Source organism: Bradyrhizobium sp. Ai1a-2 (genome assembly GCF_000426245.1).
GTDB lineage: Bacteria > Pseudomonadota > Alphaproteobacteria > Rhizobiales > Xanthobacteraceae > Bradyrhizobium.
The window spans coordinates 70,004-92,590 of sequence record NZ_AUEZ01000034.1; the positions used below are offsets into that span (position 1 = coordinate 70,004).

At 60.4% G+C, this 22,587-nt stretch carries 24 protein-coding genes; 16 read left to right on the forward strand and 8 right to left on the reverse strand.

Annotated elements, in window-relative coordinates:
- Positions 1-119: 119 nt before the first annotated feature.
- The 5 genes from K288_RS0121690 (at position 120) to K288_RS0121710 (ending at position 4,571) form a co-directional block, all read left to right on the forward strand.
- Positions 120-629 (forward strand): copper chaperone PCu(A)C, encoded by a 510-nt coding sequence (locus K288_RS0121690; protein ID WP_244443197.1) that lies wholly within the window; start codon positions 120-122, stop codon positions 627-629.
- A gap of 188 nt (positions 630-817) precedes the next feature.
- A complete protein-coding gene (locus K288_RS0121695; RefSeq protein ID WP_244443202.1) occupies positions 818-2,530 on the forward strand; it encodes a PQQ-dependent dehydrogenase, methanol/ethanol family in 1,713 nt (570 codons plus the stop codon).
- Positions 2,531-2,593: 63 nt separating this feature from the next.
- Complete coding sequence (locus tag K288_RS46135) at positions 2,594-3,151, forward strand: c-type cytochrome (protein WP_244443198.1); 558 nt, start codon at positions 2,594-2,596, stop codon at positions 3,149-3,151.
- On the forward strand, positions 3,148-3,795 hold the full coding sequence (locus tag K288_RS46140; RefSeq protein ID WP_244443199.1) for a hypothetical protein: 648 nt from the start codon (positions 3,148-3,150) through the stop codon (positions 3,793-3,795). Before K288_RS46135 ends, K288_RS46140 begins: the two co-directional genes overlap by 4 nt.
- A 173-nt stretch (positions 3,796-3,968) precedes the next feature.
- A complete protein-coding gene (locus K288_RS0121710; RefSeq protein WP_027581465.1) occupies positions 3,969-4,571 on the forward strand; it encodes a hypothetical protein in 603 nt (200 codons plus the stop codon).
- Positions 4,572-4,618: 47 nt separating this feature from the next.
- Here K288_RS0121710 and K288_RS46145 read toward each other — a convergent pair whose 3' ends face one another.
- Both K288_RS46145 and K288_RS0121720 read right to left on the reverse strand, forming a co-directional pair.
- Complete coding sequence (locus tag K288_RS46145; protein ID WP_160168991.1) at positions 4,619-5,635, reverse strand: hypothetical protein; 1,017 nt, start codon at positions 5,633-5,635, stop codon at positions 4,619-4,621.
- Positions 5,636-5,753: 118 nt separating this feature from the next.
- Positions 5,754-6,545, reverse strand: coding sequence for a response regulator (locus K288_RS0121720; RefSeq protein ID WP_244443200.1), 792 nt, complete (start codon positions 6,543-6,545; stop codon positions 5,754-5,756).
- Positions 6,546-6,782: 237 nt separating this feature from the next.
- Here K288_RS0121720 and K288_RS46150 point away from each other — a divergent pair, with 237 nt between their 5' ends.
- Together K288_RS46150 and K288_RS0121735 are read left to right on the forward strand one after the other, a co-directional pair.
- Positions 6,783-7,748: a LysR family transcriptional regulator gene (locus K288_RS46150; RefSeq protein ID WP_064737342.1), complete on the forward strand. Its 966-nt coding sequence runs from the start codon at positions 6,783-6,785 to the stop codon at positions 7,746-7,748.
- A gap of 519 nt (positions 7,749-8,267) precedes the next feature.
- Entirely contained in the window at positions 8,268-9,869 is a 1,602-nt protein-coding gene (locus K288_RS0121735) for a calcium-binding protein (protein WP_152535614.1), read from the forward strand.
- 478 nt (positions 9,870-10,347) lie between these two features.
- Here K288_RS0121735 and K288_RS52540 read toward each other — a convergent pair whose 3' ends face one another.
- On the reverse strand, positions 10,348-10,830 hold the full coding sequence (locus K288_RS52540) for a SemiSWEET family transporter (RefSeq protein ID WP_152535615.1): 483 nt from the start codon (positions 10,828-10,830) through the stop codon (positions 10,348-10,350).
- Positions 10,831-11,757: 927 nt separating this feature from the next.
- Between K288_RS52540 and K288_RS52545 the strand changes: the two genes are divergently transcribed.
- The 5 genes from K288_RS52545 to K288_RS46165 all read left to right on the forward strand — a co-directional run bounded on the left by K288_RS52545 (position 11,758) and on the right by K288_RS46165 (position 16,574).
- Positions 11,758-11,970 (forward strand): hypothetical protein, encoded by a 213-nt coding sequence (locus K288_RS52545; protein WP_152535616.1) that lies wholly within the window; start codon positions 11,758-11,760, stop codon positions 11,968-11,970.
- A 537-nt stretch (positions 11,971-12,507) separates the two neighbouring features.
- A complete protein-coding gene (locus K288_RS0121760; RefSeq protein ID WP_027581471.1) occupies positions 12,508-13,848 on the forward strand; it encodes an integrase family protein in 1,341 nt (446 codons plus the stop codon).
- 423 nt (positions 13,849-14,271) lie between these two features.
- The gene (locus K288_RS46160) at positions 14,272-14,625 is read left to right on the forward strand and encodes a hypothetical protein (RefSeq protein ID WP_051334652.1); all 354 of its coding nucleotides are present in this window, start codon (positions 14,272-14,274) and stop codon (positions 14,623-14,625) included.
- Between the two features lie 73 nt (positions 14,626-14,698).
- The gene (locus tag K288_RS0121770; RefSeq protein WP_027581472.1) at positions 14,699-15,058 is read left to right on the forward strand and encodes a hypothetical protein; all 360 of its coding nucleotides are present in this window, start codon (positions 14,699-14,701) and stop codon (positions 15,056-15,058) included.
- Positions 15,059-15,326: 268 nt separating this feature from the next.
- Complete coding sequence (locus tag K288_RS46165) at positions 15,327-16,574, forward strand: hypothetical protein (RefSeq protein WP_051334653.1); 1,248 nt, start codon at positions 15,327-15,329, stop codon at positions 16,572-16,574.
- A 142-nt stretch (positions 16,575-16,716) separates the two neighbouring features.
- On the opposite strand, the gene K288_RS52550 is transcribed toward K288_RS46165, so the two are convergent.
- Together K288_RS52550 and K288_RS0121785 are read right to left on the reverse strand one after the other, a co-directional pair.
- Positions 16,717-17,169, reverse strand: coding sequence for a hypothetical protein (locus tag K288_RS52550; RefSeq protein WP_152535617.1), 453 nt, complete (start codon positions 17,167-17,169; stop codon positions 16,717-16,719).
- Between the two features lie 194 nt (positions 17,170-17,363).
- Positions 17,364-17,795: a hypothetical protein gene (locus tag K288_RS0121785; RefSeq protein WP_152535618.1), complete on the reverse strand. Its 432-nt coding sequence runs from the start codon at positions 17,793-17,795 to the stop codon at positions 17,364-17,366.
- Between the two features lie 188 nt (positions 17,796-17,983).
- Here K288_RS0121785 and K288_RS0121790 point away from each other — a divergent pair, with 188 nt between their 5' ends.
- Positions 17,984-18,631 (forward strand): recombinase family protein, encoded by a 648-nt coding sequence (locus K288_RS0121790; protein WP_027581475.1) that lies wholly within the window; start codon positions 17,984-17,986, stop codon positions 18,629-18,631.
- Positions 18,632-18,819: 188 nt separating this feature from the next.
- On the opposite strand, the gene K288_RS52555 is transcribed toward K288_RS0121790, so the two are convergent.
- A complete protein-coding gene (locus tag K288_RS52555) occupies positions 18,820-19,227 on the reverse strand; it encodes a hypothetical protein (protein WP_152535619.1) in 408 nt (135 codons plus the stop codon).
- 239 nt (positions 19,228-19,466) lie between these two features.
- On the opposite strand from K288_RS52555, the gene K288_RS0121800 reads away from it, so the two are divergent.
- The 3 genes from K288_RS0121800 (at position 19,467) to K288_RS0121810 (ending at position 21,781) form a co-directional block, all read left to right on the forward strand.
- Positions 19,467-19,898 carry a hypothetical protein gene (locus tag K288_RS0121800; RefSeq protein WP_152535620.1) on the forward strand — a complete coding sequence of 144 codons (432 nt, stop codon included), beginning with the start codon at positions 19,467-19,469 and terminating at the stop codon, positions 19,896-19,898.
- Between the two features lie 185 nt (positions 19,899-20,083).
- A complete protein-coding gene (locus tag K288_RS46175; protein ID WP_201449705.1) occupies positions 20,084-20,962 on the forward strand; it encodes a hypothetical protein in 879 nt (292 codons plus the stop codon).
- 3 nt (positions 20,963-20,965) lie between these two features.
- Complete coding sequence (locus tag K288_RS0121810) at positions 20,966-21,781, forward strand: hypothetical protein (RefSeq protein ID WP_027581477.1); 816 nt, start codon at positions 20,966-20,968, stop codon at positions 21,779-21,781.
- A 249-nt stretch (positions 21,782-22,030) separates the two neighbouring features.
- Here K288_RS0121810 and K288_RS0121815 read toward each other — a convergent pair whose 3' ends face one another.
- Together K288_RS0121815 and K288_RS53680 are read right to left on the reverse strand one after the other, a co-directional pair.
- Positions 22,031-22,396: a hypothetical protein gene (locus K288_RS0121815; RefSeq protein WP_027581478.1), complete on the reverse strand. Its 366-nt coding sequence runs from the start codon at positions 22,394-22,396 to the stop codon at positions 22,031-22,033.
- The coding region (locus K288_RS53680; protein WP_027581479.1) for a hypothetical protein at positions 22,393-22,587 on the reverse strand (195 nt) is incomplete at its 5' end. The genes K288_RS53680 and K288_RS0121815, both read right to left, overlap by 4 nt.

Below are 22,587 nucleotides of genomic sequence, written 5' to 3' on the forward strand. Positions count from 1 at the left end.
ATGATCTTGGGAGGAATGCGCCGATGAGTCGGACGAAGCATTTCGTTTGGGCATCCGTCACCTGTCACTCTCGGTCGACAGGGCACTCGCAGGATCACGCTCCCGCCGGAACGTAGCCGATGATCGCGATAGCGACATCCGGAGCTGATGGCGCGGGTCTTGATCGCGGCAGTCAGGTTGTGCTGTCGCGCAGGTCGGGAATCCTTGCGATTGCATTGGTTGCGGTCGGAACCTGGCTGATGCCCGGTGTCGCCGCGGCGGATGTTGCGCTGCAGGTGATCAATGCCCGCGTGCCCGCATCCGACGAGATCGGCATCAATCTCCCGCTTCTGATGACGATCAGGAACGATGCGGCCGAGCCCGACGCGATATTGCGTGTCCGCTGTCCGTTCGCGAACTTCTCCGAGAAGCACACCGTCGATCGCGGCGAAGGCGCGCCGGCCATGCGCGAGATCAGGTCGATTCCGATTCCGGAAAACAAGACCACCGAGCTCAAGCGCGACGGATATCACGTGATGCTGCTGCAGACGCGGCAGAAGCTTGTCGACGGCGAGAAGTTCACATGCGCCGTCGTTTTCCAGAAAGCCGGAACCAAAGAAACGGAGGTGGAGGTTTCCCGAACGCCCTGATCGCGACGGCGGGCAAAGGTGAGCCCGCTGAACGAGCCTTCTCGACTGAGCCGTTCGGATGTGCCGGACGCTCGATCCAACATGAACTTGCCAAAGGAGGGCATTTACTCATGGAGCGATTTTCAGGTCACGCAAGAAAAATCACCAAGCGAGCGAGTCTGCTCACCGTGGCAGTCGCCGCCGGAGGCATGATGGCGGCATTGCCAGCCTTTGCCGCTGATGAGGTCAACCAGGAGCGGCTGCTCAACGTCGACAAGGAACCGGGCAACTGGCTTCATCATCACCAGAACTACTCCGCGCACCGGTTCTCCAGCCTCAAGGAGATCAACCGCGATACCGTGAAGAACCTTAAGGTCGCCTGGACCATGCATCTCGGCGGCATCGAGCCCGGCGGCATCTGGAGTCACGGCGGCCTGGAAGGCACGCCGATCGCCGAAAACGGCTTCCTCTACGTCACCGACGGATGGGGCTCGGTCTACAAGATCGACGCGCATGGCGGCCGCGGCCAGCTGGTCTGGAAGATGGATCCCAAGACCGATCGTGACTGGGCCGGTGCCGTCGCCTGCTGCGGCGTCGACAACCGCGGCGTCGCCTTGTGGGGCAATCTCATCGTTTCCCACACGCTGGACGGCCGGCTGATCGCGACCAACAAGGAGACCGGCCAGGTGGCCTGGCAGCGCACCGTCGCCGATCCGGACAAGGGCGAGGTCATCACCGGCGCGCCGCTCATCGTCAAGGACATGGCGATCACCGGCGTGGCCGGCGCGGAATACGGCATCCGTGGCTGGATCGCCGCGACCGATCTCAAGACCCAGAAGGAACTCTGGCGCACCCACACCATTCCGGCCAAGGGCGAGCCGGGCAGCGATACCTGGAAGGATAGCAACAACGCGGCTGCGTCCGGTGGCGGCTCGACCTGGGTGACCGGCAGCTACGATCCGTCGACCGACACCATCATCTGGGGCGTCGGCAATCCCGGACCCGACTGGGACAACGAGTATCGTCCGGGCGACAACCTCTACACCGACAGTTCGCTCGCCCTCGATGCCACGACCGGCAAGATCAAGTGGCACTATCAGCACACGCCGAACGACCCTTACGACTATGACAGCGTGGCGGAGAACGTGCTGGTCGACATCCCCGGACCGAGCGGACCGCGCAAGCTCGCGCTCGAGGCCGACCGCAACGGCTTTGCCTATGCGATCGATCGCACCACCGGCAAGTTCATTTGGGGCCTTCCGTTCGTCAAGAAGGTCACATGGACCAAGGGCCTCGATGCGGAGACCGGCAAGCCGATCGAGTATGACCCGAACAAGGCAGTGCAGACTTACGTCGCCTCGGTGACGCCAAGCCGCACCAACATGGAAACTGACATCTGCCCCGGCAACATGGGCGGCAAGAACTGGCCGCCGACCGCCTACAATCCGGACCTGAAGCTCTGGTACATCCCGGTCATCGAGAGCTGCAACCGGATCAAGGTCGAGGTCGCCACGCCTGACAAGCTGAAGCCGCGTGAGTTCTGGACCGGCGGTGGCCCGAGCCAGCCGTTCAAGATCACCGGCAGCGTCACCGCAATCGACGTCACCACCGGCAAGATCGCCGGCAAGATGGAAACGCCGTTCCCCAATCTGGGCGGCATTCTTGCCACTCCCGATCTCGTCTTCAGCGGTCAGCCGTCCGGCGAAGTGATGGCGCTTGATGCCAAGTCGCTGCAGAAGCTCTGGGAGTTCAACACCGGAGGCGGCGTCAACGCACCGCCGATGACCTTCACGGTCGATGGCAAGCAGTATCTCGCCATCCTCGTCGGTCTCGGCGGCGCCTGGGACAAGTGGTTCATCGATTCGACGCCCGAGCTGAAGAAGATCCAGCCGGGATCGATGCTCTACGTGTTCGCACTCTGACTTCCCATCCAGGGAGGGCCCGCACTGTCGGGCCCTCCCGCTTCGTCAACAAGAGACGTCATAATGATCTTCAATGCATCCTCGGCGGCGGCACGTGTGCTGCTCTTGAGTGTCGTCGCCCTGAATCTTTCGATCCCGGCCGTCGCATTCGGTCAGTCGGCGCAAGCGACGGCGTCGGACCCGACCAATGCCGGCAAGGCGGTGTTCAGCAAGGCCAATTGCATGGGTTGCCACAAATGGCACGGCAATGGCGGCGGCGGCTACGGCGGCGACGCGCTGTCGCTGCGCAAGACCGTGCTGACCCGCGAGCAAATCATTGAAACCGTCAGTTGCGGGCGCCCCGGCACAGGCATGCCGTTCTTCGTGCGCGGCGCCTATGACGAGGTGAAGTGCCACGGCATGAACCGCGAGGAGGCGGGCAGCCAGATGCCGCCGGAGGCCGGAACGTTCCTGCGGCAGAAGGATATCGAGGCGGTCGCCGACTACGTGCTTGCGCATATCAAAGGCGCCGGCGAGCCGAATTATGCGGAGTGCGTCACCTTCTTCTCGAGCACGTCGCGGGTCTGCGACATCTACAAGAAGCAGGATGATGCGACCGCCAGCACGGGGAAGAGCCAGTGACGATCAGGTTGAAGCTTTGTGGAATCCTCAGCGTTCTGCTCGCCTGGCAGGCGGTCGCGCTCGCCAATTCTCCGGCCCGGACGGAAGAATTCGGCGGCAACGACCTGCGCGACATCCGCCTCGGCATCGCCGTGAACGAATTGGCGGAGTCCGGCTATGTCGATTTCTATTGTGCGACGGATCCGCGGCATACGTTGACCGGCTGGAAGGACTGGCGCGACTGTCCACCCGGCGCGAGCGGGGCGCGGGCGATCCGGTTTGGATATGATCCCACGACCAGCCGGGACGGCACGATGGTGGCGGGCCATCCGGCGCTCCTGACGCTATTGATCGACGATAGCGGGCATGTGGCCGGCCTCCTGATCGAGACTGATCCGAAGGCGCGTCTCTACATCCGCAAGAAGGCGTTCCTGCTCGGGCTGCAGGCCAAGTCGCGCTACGGTGCGGAGGGCTGGGCCTGCACCGAAGCCCAGCCTGATCAGGGAGACCAGCCGGTCGGCGGCGTCTACCTCAAGGAGCGCTGCACCAAGACTATCAGCGGCCGCTCGCTCGTCGTCGAACGCAATCTGTTCCGCCGGCCCGATCAGGACACCAAGAGCTTCGTCGACGAAACGCGGATCAGCATCCTGCGCGCCAAGGATTGAAGCCGACAAACTCGAGTTGCACGCGCGAGAGCCGACGTTGACCAAGACCGGTCTCGCCGATATCCAGATATCGTACCCTGGATTCATCTCCTGGTGTGCGGCGGCTGGTGGATGACGGGCGGACCATTCCCGTCAACGGCGGCTTCATCACGAAGTGAGGTCGTGCAATTCCGATGGATGGCTACAATGACGTGCATCAGAGCCATGAGATCTTCGTCCACATCCGCATCATCGTCGGAATGATCCTGGGCATAAGCATTGCCCGGCTCGTCAGCGGGGTGACGCGGTTCATTCAGCACCCCGGCAAGGAGAGAATTAATCTCCTCCATATTGGATGGGCTGTTTTCGTATTTCTCGCCATCATCCACTTCTGGTGGTTCGAATTCGCGCTGTCCAGGATCGAGCGGTGGACGTTCGAGAGCTACTTTCTCATCATCTGCTATGCCGTCGTGTTCGTCATGCTGTCCGCTATGATCTTTCCCGACAACATCGGCGAACATGAGGGGCTGAAGGAGTATTTCTGGAATCGGAGAAAGGTGTTCTACGTTCTCGTTTTGATTCTGTTTTCAGTTGATGTTTTCGACACGCTCCTGAAGGGAGCGAGCTACTACAAGCAAATCTATGGCTGGTACTATCCAGCGAGGCAGACTCTGCTGATTGGCGGGACTATAGGCGCGCTGCTTACCGCTTCCGAACGGTATCACGTTTGGTTCGTCGCCTTCGCGCTGGTATTCCAGATCATCTGGGTCGTCAGTCTGCTTGACGTGCTAGGCTGAAGCGGCCGAAAGCGCGCCGCCTCAGCCGTGACATCCGGCAATCGAGATCAGGCGGAGGCTGAATATGGTGTCCGCGCGATCCGGTCCTCCGCCGCAACAGTGAATGATGTGCCGTCTGCGAAGGCCAGGGTTGCCGGGCTGTACGGTCCAAGCTGCAGCGTAATGCTATCATCGCTGCCCTCGAAGCTGATCGTCGCCACGGAGCCGGATACGCTCACACGGGTGTTGTCGGCACTGAGGCCATCGCCGAGTTTCAGCGTCGTATTGCGACCGGCATAGATGGTGTCGTGCCCGTCGCCCTTGGCGAAGTTCACGACCGAGTCGGAGCCGATCCATATCGTGTCGTCGCCGCTTCCGCCTGAGACATTCGCATTGCCATACGCGGAGATTCGGTCATTGCCGGCGCCGCCCTCGACGAGACTGTCGCTCCAGGCCGAAATCTGGTCGTCGCCATCGCCGCCATTCAGCTTGCTGTTGGACCAGCCGCTGATCACATCGTCGCCGGCGCCGCCGAGCACGGTCGTGTCGGACCAGGCCTTGATGACGTCGCTGCCATCGCCGCCATCGACAATGCTGCCGGACCAGGCGTCGATCTGGTCATTGCCGGCGCCGCCGTAGACGACACTGTTCGACCAGGCCTTGATCGCGTCATCGCCGGCGCCGCCATCCACGACGCTGTCGCTCCAGACGTCGATGGTGTCGTTGCCGGTGCCGGCATCGACGAGGCTCTTCGACCAGCCGCCAAGCTGGTCATTGCCGTTGGTGCCTGAAACCGTTGATAGCCCCAATTCCTGCAATCGCAGCAGGAACGCCTGCACCACTGGCGAAGTGCCGATGCTGCTCGAAGTGTTGCCCGGCGCGCTCCCTTCGCCTGTCGCGGCGTCCGCCGTGCCAGTTGATTGGCCAGCCTCCGGTTGCGATGGAGTGGCCAGTGGCGCGACCGCGTCGTGGAGCACCTGGAAGATATCGGGAGGCGAAGGCGGCTCGGGAAGCATGAACGGCCTGTACCACGCGCCTTGAACCGACAGCATCTGCATCGCCCAGCCCTTTTCAGCCTCTTCCAACGCCAGGCACCGCATGCGGTCAGTGACAACGATGCACGTGCCCGTCCCCGGGCCAGAAAGCGTGAAATAGGTCAATAAAGCCTGAACCACTGACGCGGCAGCATGCCGCAGCGGCCTGCTAGCATCGCTCTACGTCGCACGCGAATAGGTATCCAATTCCTCTGTGGGTCAAGATCATCTTCGGCGAGCTGGGATCGGACTCCAGTTTGCGTCGCAGGCGATTCACCTGAACGTCAATGCTTCGATCAAAGACGTCATCGTTGGCGCGCGTCGCTTGCAACAGATACTCGCGCGTGAGAGCTCGTCGCGGCGCATCGAGAAAGGTCACCAACAGAGTATATTGACCTTTGGTCAAAGGCACCGGATCTCCGCTGCGGTCGATCAGTTGCCGCGTCCGCCGCTCAAGCTGCCAACCTGCAAACTTGTACGCGCCACGCTCGGTATCTCGCCCTCGTCGAAGCCGTCCCATCTCTTGTCGTCGCAAGACAGCTTTCGCCAGAGCGACCAGTTCTCGCAATGGAACAGGCTTGGCGACGTAGGCATCTGCGCCAAGCTCGAGTGCGACGACACGATCCGCCGCATCCGGAGAGTCGTCCGTGATCACGATGACGGGAACATCTGAGTGCGACCTGATCTCTCTCAATATGTCCAACCCGTCATCCTGTCCCAATCGCAGGTCGAGCAGGACCAGAGACGGATTGATCGATGCGAGATTGCGCGGAATGCCCGTGCGGGAGGAGGCGGCCATGACCGAGAAGCCGTAATCCTCAAGATAGCGCCTGATGACGTCCTGCGTTTGGGAATCGTCGTCGACGATCAGGATGGTCTGACCGGCTGTTGTCGCATCACGGCCCTTGCTGCGCGGCGTCGCTTGATCCGCGTCGGGCATGGCATTGAAGTATTCGGTCATTCGAGAAATGCCTCTTTGGATTTAACATCGGTGCGACCCAGCCATGAGCCGGGTCAGCCATCCAGACGAGCAGGGAGCCGCCTTGCGGTGAAAAAGGAATCACCGACATGCAAGAGAGCGCTCAGGCGAATGTCCGGATTGACCCAGAAGTAGGTCCACGCGACAATTGGACCAGACTTCTCGCGTTAACATCACCGTTCACTGCAGAATAACAATCCTACTCCGGCGGATCGCAAGATGGATCGGATCCAGGCTATGCGAGTGTTCATGCGGATTGTGGAGCGTGGGAGCTTTGCCCAGGCTGCGCGCGATCTGCAGATGCCACGCCCAACCGTGACCCATACTATTCAAGAGCTCGAAGCTCTGCTCGGAACCCGGCTGCTGGAACGCACGACGCGCCACGTCACGCCGACGCTTGATGGCAACGCCTATTACGAGCGGTGCGTCCGGCTGATCGAAGATCTTGAAGATATGGAGGGCGCATTCCGCGGGGCATCGCCCCATGGTCCATTGCGCGTCGATCTGCAGGGAACGCTCGCGCGTCATTTCATACTTCCCGCGCTGCCGGAATTCGTCGCGCGCTATCCCGATATTGAGCTTCGGCTGAGCGAGGGTGACCGCATGGTGGATCTCGTACCGGAGGGCGTCGATTGTGCGCTCAGAGCCGGTGAGCTGAAGGATTCCTCACTCATCAGCCGGCGCGTCGCCACGCTCGAACAAGTGACGTGCGCCAGCCCGGAATATCTCGCGCGGCATGGCGTGCCGCGCTCGCTGAAAGATTTGGGCGCGCACCGCATGGTGCACTACGTCTCTTCATCGACGGGGCAGCCTTATCCGCTGACGTTCATTGAAGCCGGGAAGGCCCGAAGCGTATCGCTGGCTGGAAGTCTCACCGTCATCGGTGCGGAGATCTACACCGGCGCGGCCATCGCGGGCTTCGGGCTGATTCAGGTGCCCCGCTATCGGATCGAGGATCAACTGAAGAAGGATCTGTTGCGAGTGGTGTTGCCCGATCTGGCGCCGCCGCCGATGCCCGTGTCGGTGGTCTATGCGCAGAGCCGTCATCTGTCGCCACGCGTTCGCGTCTTTGTCGACTGGGTCAACGAAATCTTCGCCGCCTCGAGAGCCGACAAGCGTGGGCGCGTCCCGCGGCTTCGCCGTGCGCCTGAGAAGGCGCAAGGCGCTGGAGACAATCGCGGCTGAATGCGACCAGGGCCGCGCATCGCGAAGCGCGGCCGCGGGAATGAGAGGGCATCACCCGCTCCAGTCGCAACGGTTCCGGGTCCACTGCCGTACCGGGCTGCCCCGCATTCGCACATTAAATGTGATTGGACATTATGGGTCCTTTAATTTATTTATTTATGTGCGACAGAATTAAATATATCCATTCCTTTCAGCGATAAAAAGAGATCTCGCATGCTCAACTCAGGAGTGCCGGATCCAGGGGTCGAAGCGCCAGTCCAGGTCGCTTCCAGATTTGCGGAATCTGCTAACCGCTAGTGGAAAATCACAGCGAATACAGTCCGGTGGCGCTGGATGCGCCAACGGCGAGGTTGATGTCGACCCTCATCGATGGGGCGGCGCCACGCCATGACGTGCTGTCTGATTTGTGTGTGGGGCGCGACGCCATCATTTAATTCTCATTAATTTTGCATTCAGCGTAATTTAATTCCGTTGTTCAGCTTTGCTTGACATCGTCACCCGGGTGCCAAGGAGGAAAATATGGCGAACACCAATCAAATCAAAGCCGCGCTCCAACTGATGGGAATTGATGGGGCAGATCCCCGAGCCCTGGATTGGCTTTCCCTCATAGATCCCATCAACAGTTTGATCATTGGCACCAGACACGACGACGTCCTTAGCGCACACGCTGACGGTGACATCGTCTTTGGCCTTGCCGGCAATGATCATTTGAGCAGCACATTCAACCGGACGGCGTTGATCGGCGATCGCGGCGATGACGCTTTGACAACCAATGTTGTCGTCCCGCTCCAGGCCGACGCGCCTGTGCACGGACTCGCCATTCAGTTCGGCGGAACAGGCAACGACCACCTCGATGGGACCGTCACTCTTCAGGGCGGCGGCGCGGCTCCGGGCACGGAACTGACTGCAGATGTGCTGCTCGATGGGGGCAGCGGAAACGACGCGATCAACGCCACGGCAAATGTGGCACTTCCGGTCTTCGCGGATGTCACTGTAAGAACCGATGTGTTCGGCGGAAGCGGCGATGACACCATTCACGCCCTCGCAGATGGCCGCAACGCCGTCGGAAGCAGCATCGCCATGAACACCGTCGATGGCGGCTCCGGCGATGACCACATCACGGCTCATGCCGAAACGGATTTCCATGCGATCGTCGGCATTGCCAGCAACGTACTGTTCGGTGGTAGCGGCAACGACGTATTGGATGCGACCGCTCTGGGACGATCCAATTCCACCGAATCGGTAACAAACGAGCTTCACGGCGGCCAGGGCAACGACGTGTTGCGCGCCTTCAACCTGACGGACTCCAACGTCGGCAAGCCCGTCGGCATCAACCAGCTGTGGGGCGATGACGGCAACGACACCCTCGAGGCGACCCATTCCACCGATGGGGAGAACGCCGTTACGGACGTCACGAACTATCTGGACGGCGGGAAAGGCAATGACAACCTGACCGCGAATTCCACCGCGCTTGGCGGATTTGTCCGCGCACTCAATCAACTCGAGGGCGGCAGCGGAAGCGACAGCCTCACGGCACATCTCGACGCTGTAGCTCACGGTGGAATTGGTCCCGCGCTGGATCGCTACAATGTCGCGAATGTCCTGAATGGCGGGGCAGGAGACGACCATCTCACCGCGTTTCTTTCGGCAACTCCCGATCCCGCGGTGACGGACAACTCCGTTGCCGAGAACCGTCTGGATGGCGGCGCTGGAAACGATGTCCTGACGGCGACCGTTGCGCCAGGTTCGCTCGGATCGAGCTTCCTCAGCGGCGGTGCCGGCAATGACCAGCTCACGGTCTTCGGTGGGTCAGGAAACGTCCTCGACGGAGGCGACGGCAACGACAGGCTCACGAGCGGCATCGGGAACGACGATATGCTCGGCGAACGCGGCGCGGATACCTTCGTCTTTGCCGCCGATAGCGGGCATGACACAGCCGATTTCCAGGCGGGGCGCGACAAGATCAATCTTACGGCTTTGGCAGCGAACAACATCCACGACTTTGGCGACTTGAACATCGAGGTGACCGGCGGAAACACCGTCATTCACTTTGATGCAAATAACGACGTCACCATCGCGGGCGTTCAGAACCTCAGCGCAAGTGATTTCTGGTTCGCGTAGCAGACTGGCGGGGTTCAGCTTCGGAAAAACGGCCCGCGGGCCGTCGCGCGGTCAGCTTTGCTTCGGTGCGCCGGCATGGTCCGTTCAATCGCGGCCGTCCGGCGGGCTCGTGAAGGCGTAACTTCGGTCCCGCTCATGGCCAGGTGGAAGCGGTTTAGCTTCCTCGCGGCGAAATTTCGCCTTTTCGACCGGGCCGTCTTCGAAGCGGCGCAACCTTGCAAACGCGACCCCCGCAAACGCGACCCTTGCAAATTTGTAATCGCGTGAACACCAAGCCGCCATCTGGACGACCTAAAGCCGCCGACGTTTAACGATTTATATGAAGTCCTCGGCCCCACCGGATTTCAGACCGATGTTATTTCAAGCTGTAGTTGTTTCCTTGATCGTCCTCAGTGTTGGCGTTTTCATCGCCCACATGGTCGACGCCCTCAGGACATGAGGCGGCGTCGCTTCCTGCGGCTCGGCTCACAATCCGATCTCACGATCGCGCTTCGTGGCGACGAAAGTACATGTACGCCCCAACCGTAAGATAATTGGTCGCGACCGCGATGACATTCCACATGATGATGTTCCTTGAGCCGATCGATACGCCATAGATCACCCAGAGAATTTGAAAAGTGCCCGTGATGGCCGCCATTCGGGGGTTCATGCCGACGCTGGAGCGCCGATTCAGCATCGCAATGAGGTCGGGCAGAGCCGCGAAGGTTGTCCCGAATCCTGCCAAGAAACCGATGATTTGAGTGAGGTCCATCACTCCTCCTCTCAACGCGCGACCAACCGCTGACATATTGTGCGGTGCTTCCCGGGCGCACAAAAGACGATCGGTCTTAGGCCAGAGCGTTTTCGAGCGAAGCCCTAGGGACTTTTTCCGTCGAGAATGGCGGGTTTCTTCTACTTGAAGACCCGCCGCGAACGCCGATACACCAGCTTGCACCGCTTCTGGCGTGCTCTGGCTGATCAAAAGCGGTGTCGTTGGTCCGGAGCGGCGCCGCCGCCGCTCTGGACCACCGTGCTGTGACGACGCGTGTGCTTGCCGCGTGGGCAAAACTCATAGGGAGGCCTGATATGTTGCGTTCAACGCTAGCACTTCTCGCTATGATGACGCTTCTCTCGATGGGCTTCGTTCTCTATCCGCAAGACCCTGCCAATGCTGCCAAGTTCTGCGCGCAGTTGAGAGGGGCGAAAGCCGCCGGACAACCTGACTGCTCATTTTCGACGCTGGACAAGTGTCGCGCGCGCGTCAGGCATAGGGGCGGCGGCCACTGCTACAAACTGACCCACTAGGCGTTTTCGAGCGAAGTGGACACCGCTTCGCGTGAAGAAAACGCGTCAAAACAAGAATCTGGAGCTTCGGTCCTGATTCCATCAGGACCGAAAATGCCCTAGCCCGATGGCGCAAATGCACCGCGCATCCTGAATTGCGAGGACTCCCCTCCTGGGCTAGCGTGCGTTGGTCCCCAAGCAGGAACCTGTTCAGGGTCGCACTCGTTACGCCTCTCGTGCCCAGGGAGGACTCACACATGGTGAACGTCGGTCTCGCTGTGGTAGCGGCCTTAGCGCTGCTGGCGACTGCTCCGCTCGTCACTCCAGCCGAAGCCCAGGTCGATATGTGGGGGCGGCACTTCGACGAGCGCGACCCCAGCGCGTTCTACGGGAACCGCCGTCAAGGAGAGCACGCCACCGTCGGCGTCGGAGGTGTCAGCCGGTCGAAGGACCACGCGCCGGTCCGACCAAAGCGGCGGGCGACAAAGACCCGGTAGCGTCCGCCTGCCGTCCATTGGTCAACAAGCCCACGCTTGCAGCATCAACTGAACGAGAGGTTCTTGAGAGTAATCGTCGTGCGACAAACTCCATGCTACGCTTACCGCAAGCATCGGAGCGCGCACAAATGGGCACCGTTACTTTCGATGGCTACATTTTATCTGCATTGGTGACCGTCGCTCTTGTCGCGTCGATTTACCTTGCCGGTCGACTTGCTGAACGTCGAGGACGCAGTTTTAGAACGTGGGCATGGATTGCAGCGATGTTGATCGGGCCGTTGGCGCTTCCACTACTGCTGCTGTTGCCGAACTTGCATCGCCCGAACGGTAACCACGCTTGATGGCCCAGAGGGCATCCATATCCAACTCTCCCTGAGGTTGTTGGCGACAATGATGCTCGGAATGCGGGTTCCAAGTGCCATGAGGACACTCTGGAAATCGGCTAGAACACTGAGGGCAACCACAGGCAGCCAACAGCTTCGCCGGAACGCAAAGCGAAACTGAAGCGTCTGCATTGTACGGATTCTGTACGCTATTTCGTGCTTTGTTCTGCATGCAAATGCCGATTTGTGGCTCCTGCAGGCCGAGTAACCAGATAGTAAGTGATTGATATTGTTGCGCGTCTGGTGCTGCCGGACAGGATTGAACTGTCGACCTCTCCCTTACCAAGGGAGGTCAGGAGTCGATACCAGTCACGACCCGCCAATAGGTAAATGAGCAAAGGTCTTGGCTTTACAGCATCTTATGCTTAGTCTGGCAGTAACGGGCAATACCTGTCAGTAGCGCCCGTGGTTGGTACCGGGTTGGTACCCATAGGCAATTTCCTCCCCCGGGTACCAACCCCGTCAGGCCTGCTGACCCTCAAAGGACCGCCGCCAGTGACCGCCCCGACCAACATTGAACTGACCGATGCCATCGTTCGCGCCGCCACCTGCCCGGACGGCAAGACGCAAGCCTACCTGCGCGATACCTTGCAACCCGGGCTTGCGGTCAGACTCCGCACCAGCGGGAGCAGGACGTTTGTGTACGAGCATACCCGCCCCGGCCAAAAGGGCACGCACCGCACCACGATCGGGCCGTTCCCCCGGTTCAAGATCCAGGCGGCGCGCAAGCAGGCGGCGATTCTCGCCGGCCAGCGTGCCCAAGGCACCGACCTAATCGCCTACCGGCGCGAGCAGAAGGAGGTAGCGAGGCGGGCTGCCAAATCCAAGGCCGTGACCGTGGGCACGTTGCTCGCGGAGGACGGGACTTATGAGCTTGACCTGAAAGCGCGGCACTACAAGAACATCCAGACCGCGCTATCGGCGCTTCGCCGCAACCTACTGCCCGCCCACAAGGCGACCGACATCCGGCAACTGACCCGGCAGGACATTACCGCCGCTATGGACAAGTTGACGGCGGCGGGCAAGGCAGGAGCCGCGCAAGACTTGCGCAAGCACACGTCTACCTTCCTGACTTGGACCACCGACACCAAGGGCCTGACCGACTTCAATGTGATGACCGGCTACCGCAAGCCGAAGGAGACGCGCGCGCAGCGGCTCACCCGCAAGTCGAAGCAGCGGGCGCTGCTCGACGAGGAAATCCGCAAGGTGTGGGAAGCGACCGCCAAGCTCGGCGCATTCGGGCAACTGGTGCGGCTTGCCCTGCTCGGCGGCCCGCGACGAAGCGAGCCGACCATGATCGAGTGGCAGCGCCATGTCATGGTCGATCGCGTCACGTTCGACTCGGTCTGGACCAAGATGGGCCTGCATCACGACATCCCGCGCACCGCGCTGGCCGACCAGGTGCTCGATGACGCGAAGCGCTTTCAACGCGCATCAAGCGATCTGGTTTTCCCATCGTGGAAGAAGGACGGCGCGCGGATTTCCGGCTTCTCACAATTGATGAAGCAACTGGTCGAGGAAGCAGGCACGGCGAAGTTCACCATGCACGATCTGAGGCGAACGATCAGAACGATCATGAGCCGCTGCGGCTATGACAACGACATCCAGCGGCTGTGCGTCGGCCAGAAACCGAAGGGCATCGATCAGGTCTACAACAAGGATGAGCAGTGGGCGATCCGCAAGATGGCGTTCGAGGCCGCGCACGCCTACATCGCCGCCGCGATCGAGGGCAAATCGACTGAAGCGGTGTTGAAGCATCAGCGCGCGCAGAATCCGCAGAACACGCGCAAGATCGAGCTATTGGCGCGGCTGGCGGAGCTGCACACGGAAGCATAATGCGCGCGAGCGATAGGGCCTATTGACGGCATGCATTGGTCCGTCACGCGGTGCCTGCATGGAAATCTCTTTCGCCACGGGCTCGGGCCACAGCTCTTCTGCAATCATTGCAACGCGTTGCGTACAAGCTACTGATAGATATTGCCTTCCCGCGCACGATGGGTGCGGCCATCGCGCGTCTGCGGCTGTGTCGGAATGGTGGCGACGTCCCGCCGTGTCCCGCTAAATGCTTGAAGTCATTGGTGTGGCCTATAAGATTTTTTATAGCGATTTCAATAGTTTGCTCATGATGGGCGATTGTGTATCGTGAGGGGTATTGGCAGCTCCCGCCAATTAAAAACGCCCAAGCGAGGCGGCCCGGTGACAGTGGCCAATCGCCAGTACGACCATTCCGCCACGATCTCTCGATGAAGGGTCACAGCCATGCCCGATCCAGCGATGGCGGCTGCGCGGCGCTCTGCCAGTCTGCGCAAGCCGATCCCGAGAAGCAAGAAGCCCCGCAATCGCAGGGGTACGTTCGGCGTGCCTCCGCCCGTCAGCTTCGACTTTGATTCCTTGAGCGACGGCACATTGCTCAGCTCTGACGAGGTCGCGGCGGTGCTCCGCCGCTCGAAGGCGACGCCGCCGTACTGGCGGACGCTTCCGGATCATCCGCTCAAATGGCAGCGCGTGCTCGGCAAGCCGCTGTACCGCGTCGGCGATCTACGCCGCTTCATCGCCAGCTGGACCGGATCATCGAGGAACGAGCATGAGGGGAACGAGCGAAAGGGGAAATAGCATGTGCGGGGCGCATCGAACGTGAGCGGTGTGAGCGGGAGAGGACAAATTCAAGCAAGAGGAGAGAAGTGAGATGACGACGACTGATCACTGCATGAGGTGCAAGACCCCGCTCGCCGACGACAACACGCCTTCACCTTTCTCGGTTCGCCTCTTGCGCGCCCGCAAGCATGGCTTTGACAAGCCCTTGTGCGGCGACTGCCTCAAAAAGCTCGACCTTGCCGAGATGCCACCTGCTTCCGATTACGCTGAGAGTCTGATGCAGTCCGTTCGCAACGATCTCGCGAGCTACTACGCGCGCGGCGTTGACCGCGAACGCCTGGAGGAGGCGGTCCGGCTGTTCGCGGTGAGGCTGGCGCAGAACCGTGCCAGCGCGTTCAAGGAGGTCCATGAGATCGTTGCGGGGGTCACAGCGATGGACGAGGAGGAGTGATCACGGCGGCGCGGCAATGAGGTTTGAAGTCCAAAAGGAGATCAAGCAGATGAACTCGAACCCTGGAGCGGCGAAATGCCGACCGGAAATTGAACGGCCGCCCCGCGCGCGAAAACGGGACGGCCGAGAGAGAAGCCGAAAAGCTAATGCCGGTGCCGTAGGCTGACTTCAGCGCCCGTCATTTAGCATTTCGGATAACACTTCTGCAAGGCAAGTTCGCGTTTCAAGCGCCCGCGCGGTGGCCTCAAGCCAAGCGAGGACGTGACCAATGCGTGACGACGTGATCCGCAATGACCACAACGGCAACGATCAGATGATCGAGAGGCCCGAACCGCATCGCGGCAACGAATATGACGGAGCCACTAATCAATGTGCCGAGCGGCTCAAGCACTGCTGTGAGGATTTCACCAACTGGTTTGGTAAAAAATATGATCTCGACGTGCTCAAGGCCGAGCTAGCGGTCTGCGCCGCCGAAAAATTGCCAGGCGACCCGGCGTGGCTGATGATTATCTCGGGCAGCGGCAACGCCAAAACCGAGACGGTGCAGGCAACGAGCGGGCTTGACGGCGTGCGGGTGGTGTCGTCAATCTCCTCGATTGGTGCGCTGCTGTCGGGAGCGAAGCGGGGCAGGGATGCGACTGGCGGCCTGCTGATCGAGATCGGCGAGCGCGGGATTTTGGTGGTGAAGGATTTCACCTCGATCCTGACTATGGATCGCACCCAGCGCGGCTTAGTGCTGTCCGCCTTTCGTGAAATCCACGACGGCTATTGGGTGCGCGACGTCGGCGAGGGCGGCGGGCGCAAGCTGACATGGCGCGGCCGGGTCGTCGTCATTGCCGCCTGCACGACAGCATGGGATCAGGCGCACACGGTGATTGCGTCGATGGGTGACCGCTTCGTCTATATCCGTCCGGACAGCAATGTCGGCCGGATCGAAGGCGGACGCTGCGCAATTGGCAACACCGGCATTGAAGCGAACATGCGCGAGGGGCTGGCGGAAGCAGTCTTGACTGTCATTGACGGCACAGATCTGACCCGCGCGGAGCTGATCACGGAGGAGGACCAAGCCGCCATCCTAGAGGCCGCCAACGTTGTCACCCTGGCGCGTACCGCCGTCGAGATCGACTACCGTGGCAACGTCATCGATGCTCACGCGCCGGAGATGCCGACCCGGCTTGCCAAGCAGCTCACCCAGATCATGCGCGGCGCACTGGCGATCGGGTTGAAGCGGGAGGAAGCGCTGGCGCTGGTGCTGCGGTGCGCGCGGGACAGCATGCCGCCGCTGCGGCTCGCCGTGCTGCTCGACGTTTCCAAGTATCCCGACACCCCGATCATCGAGACGCGCCGGCGTGTGCAGAAACCGCGCACCACCGTGGACCGCGTCTTACAGTGCCTGCATATCCTCGGGCTGCTGACCTGCCGTGAGGAGGAAGTCGTGCGCGGTAACAAGACCGAGTGGAAACGCAACTACAGCCTCGCCGACAACGTCAACTTGACGGCCTTGTTTCCGGCATAAGGTTCCAAACGGCAATAACCAGAAAAGTTAGTATAGGATTGGAAAGAGATTAGAAAAATAAAGGACCCTATATCCTAACTTTTCTGGTTGCGGAAAACACGGTGCCAACATTTCTGGTTACGTGCCAGCCACGGTCACTCGATCATTGATCGGGCTGAAACCACAGGATCGCGAGAGCGAGACTGTGGTGAAAGCATCTCGCCACTCTTGTCACTTTCACGAAAGTGATACCGTGCGTGCCATGCGCACCAAAAAATTCGGGAGCGGCCGACGTCGCGAGAAGTGGCCGGATCATCGGTTGATCGAGAATCATGCTCGCATCGACGCGCTCGCGCTTGCGCGCGATGGTGCGCTGGTCGCGGGCGTTGTGACGACGTTGCGATGGACGAACGGATTGACCGCCATGATCCGCGCCGAGCCAACGCGCATGATCATTGAGACGTCCGATCGGCAGCAGACGGTCGCGCTTGATCCGAAGCGATGCGGCTTTCTCGTTCGCGCCGGTATGTTGTGCCCGGCGTGCTCGCGTCGCTGCGTGCATTTGATCGAGAACGGCGGGATTTTTTCGTGTCGCCTGTGCTGCGGTCTCGATCACAGCTCGCGGCACAGACATCGAGATCGATGGGCGGCAATTGCACGGATCGCGAAGCTTCGCCAAAAACTCGGCGCGGACGTATCACCGCTGTCGCCACTGCCGCCGCGCCCGCGCCACAACACGGCCTTTATGCGCTATGATAGGCTCGTTGGCGAGATCGAGCGTCAGGAAGCCATACTGATCGGTCGAGGGTCTCAATGGACGAAATCGTAGAACTCGTCGACGAGCAGCGCGACGATCAAATCGTAAAGCTGCGTTTGACCGGCGCGAGCGTTCGTGCCATCGCTAAACAGTTTTCCATCAGCACCGCTGAAGTTGAGCGCGTCATTGACCGGATGCTGGCGCACATCGATGCGGGTTTTCGGGTGCGCACCGCGCGGCTCGAACTCGAACGACTCGACCTGTTGCACCGAGCTTATTTCGCGAAGGCGCTTTCCGGCGATACGGCGGCTGGGCAGTTGCTCGTGCGGATCGCCGAGCGCCGCAGCGCTTTGCTCGCGCTCGATTCCCCGGTCCGTGTCGACATCATCGAACGACAGCGAGAGATCGAGCCGAGGCAGTCCAGCACCGCGCGCCTCCGCGCCGCGTTGGATCGCCTGACGTCCCAAACAGCCGGCAAATCGCATTAGCGGCTCGCTGGCGAAGTTTTCCTGGCTCAGGCCTGTGAAGCAGGCCGAAGCCCAGAGCCCTGCCCTGATGCCCCTTCTGATGGCCCTCGACGAGGCCATTTGGCCGCGAGAAACCCCTGTCATGGCAAGCGGTTCCACGGTATTGCAACAAGTAAACGTTCGTTTATGTGTTGCATGGAACCGAGATGACCCAGCTAGCCATCGCCTATATGCGCGTTTCCACGACGTCACAGGGCCGTTCGGGCCTTGGTCTCGCCGCCCAGCGCGAGGCCATCAAGCGGTTCGCGCAGGCGCACGGCTTCGACATCGCGGGCACGTTCGCCGAGACCGAGACCGGCAAGGGCCACGACGCGCTCGATCGACGGCCAAAGCTCGCTGCCGCCATCAAAGCCGCGCGCAAGCTCGATGGTCCGATCGTCGTCGCCCGGCTCGATCGCTTGAGCCGTGACGTTGCATTCATTTCCGGCCTGATGGCTCAGAAGGTCCCGTTCATCGTCGCCGAGCTTGGCCCCGACGTTGATCCGTTCATGCTGCACATCTATGCGGCCATCGCCGAGAAGGAGCGTCGCATGATCGGCGAGCGCACCAAAGCCGCGCTGGCCGCCGCTAAGGCGCGCGGCGTCAAGCTCGGCAATCCGCTTGGCGGCACCGCGAACAAGCAGGCCGCCAACGCTCACGCCGAAACGCTTCGTCCGATCGTCGAGCCGATCAAGGACCTGTCGACCCGTCGCATCGCCGCGCTTCTGAACGAGGACGGCCACGCCACGCAGCGCGGCGGTCAATGGTCATCAGTCACGGTCATGCGCCTGCTTGATCGGCTCAAGCTGCGCTGACACCAAACCTCATCTGGCGACGTGATCAGCACCCCGGGGGTTGATTCCGACGACGTGAGATTTTTTTTCGCGGGCCGGGGGCTTCCCCTCGGCGCACGGTTCGGAGATTTCGAGCCATCGACCGACCGGCCAAAACCGGGTCACCGCGCGATCCGGTTTTTCAAGGGTGAGACCACCGCCACCGAACGTCATTGCTCAATGCTCCGGTGTGCGCCGAGCACGTGATCGTCCATCGTGGCGCTGGTGATCGCCTCGCCGCAGAAGCATCGTGCAACGCCGTCTGGCCGCTGTGTTGGCAGCGGCAGGTGCAAATCGTGCATCCGGTATTTCCACATCGTCCAGTCGCGGTGGTCGCGCCACGCCTGATAGTCCGCGTCGGTTCTGGTCGCGGCGAGCTTCTGCCAGGCCAGCGCGAACGCGGCGCGGGCGTCGTCGAAGGTGGCGGCAGCGCCGTATCGATGCTGGCCTGGCTCAGTGCCGGGATTAGAAGCCGCAAGCCCAGCCCCACTGCGGCGCGTCGCGGGGGATGCCGGCGCGTAGGCTGATGTGGCCCACGTCGACGTCGCTGAAGCGGATCGTCCAGTGCTCAAGGTCATGGTTCTGGTCGCGGCGGCGGGTCAGCATAAGCACCCATCAAAGCGCGCCGCGTGCCAGAGGCAATCCGTCGAACGTCGTGCGCGGCAGCGGCCGCCCTATGCGCCTATGGATCGGATTATGCGTATAGTTCGCTTGACAGGCCGTGATATGCGCATATCATCGCGGGTATGCGCATAACCTTGGTGTGACCTCTATGGCCAGACTGAGCGTCTACGTCCGGGACGATCTTAAAGAGCAGATGGATGAGGCGGGCGACGCGATCAATTGGTCGGAAGTGGTCCGCCCCGCCATCCTCGCCGCATTGGCGGCTTACAAGCACAGGACGGAGCGAAACATGAGCACTGCAATTGAGCGGCTTCGTGCATCCAAGCAACAGAGCGCACAGGAAGACGAAACCTATGGTCTGGCCGACGGCCGCAAATGGGCCGAAGACGAGGCGGAATTTATCTGGCTAAAACGGCTAGCGGACGACCACGACAACTACCATCACCACAGTCCCGAACACGCGTTCGATCTCCTCATCAAGGCAATCGATCCCGACAATGAGATGGACCGCGACGAGATTCGGGAAATGTGCTTCGGCGATGTGGCCGGCCTGTCGGACGACTATGTCCACGCCTTCGTGCAGGGGGCAGTCGCCTTCTTCAACGAGGTCCGCAACCAAATCTGAGCAAAACGCTCGACCACCCGAACCCGACTTCATCGAAGACGACGATCCGAACCCGCCATCGCGCTGATCCACACCGGCTATTGCCCAGAATCATCCCTCGCGCTTAGATTGCGCGGGGGATTCTTCTGATGCAACACATAGTGATGTTTAGCGCTGGCGCGGGCTCTTGGGCTGCAGCGAAGCGAGTGGCTGAGCGCGTTGGTTTGGATGGTTTACGGCTTCTATTTACTGACACGTTAATGGAAGACCCGGACGCATATCGATTCTTGATCGAAGGCGCAGCCAACGTTTTCGGCCTCCGTCTGTCGAAGAAGATGAAAGTCCCTTCATGCTCCGAGTTTCCGGACTTCCGCGACAGACCCAAATGGAAGCATTTTTTGGACCAATTGAGCGTGGAAGCCACTGCGCATATACCTCAGCTCATTTGGCTGAAGGACGGCCGCGACGTTTGGGAAGTATTCTTCGACGAACGATTTTTAGGCAACAGCAGACTCGATCCATGCAGTAAAATTCTCAAGCGCCGTGCGGCCGACCGATGGCTTGTCGAGAATTGCGATCCTTGCAATACCATTTGCTACGTAGGGATCGATTTCACAGAAGCGCACCGATTCGATGATGGACGCGGTGGCGGTCTCGGCCCAAGACGAGCCTTGGCGGGATGGACGTATGAGGCTCCACTTTGTTCAGAACCTTGGGTGGCAAAGTGGGACGTCATGGAATGGATGCGAGCCGAAGGGCTTGCGCCGCCCCGCCTATACGCGCTTGGCTTCAGTCACAATAACTGCTTCGGATTCTGCATCAAAGCGGGGCACGCACACTATCGTCTGCTGTTGCAGACGCTGCCCGAAGTGTATTCCTATCACGAGCAGAAAGAACAAGAAATCAGGGGATACTTGGGGAGAGACGTATCCATTCTCGCAGATCGGCGAAATGGGAACAGAAAACGGCCGATCACGTTGCGCGCCTTCAGAGAGCGCTTCGAGAAAGAAGTCGCGCCGTCGATTGATGATTCAGATTACGGTGGCTGCGGGTGTTTCATCGACCAATCGGCTTCAACGGAGTAAGTCATGTCAATCGCCGGCGCGTTCATACAAGTCGCGAACACAGCAACACCCGCCGGCGACGTGTGGACCGCTAAGGACTTTGCTACGGTTATCTCGCCCGTTGGCAGCGCCCTGGTGGGTATTGTCGCGCTTATCGTAAGCTCAAAAATGACCAAAAGGACACTTCGGGTGTCTCAGCTCAACAACGAAGCGACGATTTGGCAGAAGGCAAACGAGCTCGAAGTAAAGGAGATACAGGATAAGCTTGATCGTTTCTACGGTCCCTTCGCGCGCATGTCGGGAACTAACGCCTTGCTGGCAAGGGATTTACGCAGCAGGCAACAGGACTCATCAACCTTCCTGCTAATTGAAAAACTCTTTGACCGCACATGGTTGGATGGACTTCCTCAAGATCAGAAAACGCTCGTTACTGAACTAGTTCGCAATGCAAGCGAGCTGCGGAAATTCATTGAAGACAACGCCAAGATGGTTGACTCAAAATTGCAGCCTTACCTCTCAAGGAGCTGCGCCCACTATAGAATTGTGGAATTGGCGCATTGCGGTAAACTTGGCGACGATCCGAAACCTTACGTAAGCAAATACGTATTTCCTATCCAAACCGAGAAGGTGTTGAATCTAGAAATCGCCCGACTTGAAAACAGAAAGTCGCTTCTTCGTTCCCGCCCGAATAGTCCACCGCCTGTCACTGACGAACTGATCATTCCAGACGAGCTGAAGCTGCCAGATTGGGTCTACCCGAAACGGGTAAGTAGAGAGGGGCTGAACATGCCCGTCTCCAGTGGCGTGCGGCAGGGAAGTGAAGGGCCGTCGGTTACATAGGGCGGCGGCCAGAGCCGTTTACAACCCGGTAAACCCGACACGTTGACCATTGCGATTCTTCCGCTGAGCATGCCTTGCGGCATGATGCCATACGTTCCCGTCGTGGTCGGCTTCGCGTGCCCCAATAGCACACTGAATTGCTCATCCATATAACCAGCCGATCGGAGCGCATCGGCAGGGAAACAGTATGCCTCGCCCCGCTCGACGATCGATTCATGGTATTTGAGTAAGCCAAGCTTGATCTTTAGTTTAAGCCGGCGGCACGGGCGCAATCGTGATTGCATAGCGCGCACAGGCTTCAATCGCCGCCTCGTCGTCGTCGAGCGGCAGCACGCGCAGCCAGTCGGCCCTGTAGCGCCGATAGCGGATGTCGTGGTCGCCGTCGATATGGTCGACTAGCAGCGGCACGAGACTATCCTTGCCGATCGCATCGCGCGGCTCCATGTCGGCATTGGATATCATCGAGACGTCGCACCACGTCAGCGCATCCGGCGCGCCGTCGAGATCGCGGGTGTGCTGAATGCGGAATCGCGCCGGGCCAGAGCCGCGAAAGGTGATCAAGGCGTCGCCTTCGATCCGTACCGCCTCGCCGAGCGCAACGACACCATCGCTCATCGGTCAACCCTCCATGAAATGCGCTTGACCAGATCCAGTCCGGCGACGAACACGTGCGGACGGTGCAGCGCCTCCATCGCCGGATCGAACGGGTCGATGGTCTCACCGCATACGCACACGAACGGACGGCCGGGGTTGGCTCGCGCGATGGCGAGCACGCGCCGCGTCGTCGTCTCGTGCGCAGCCGAAAG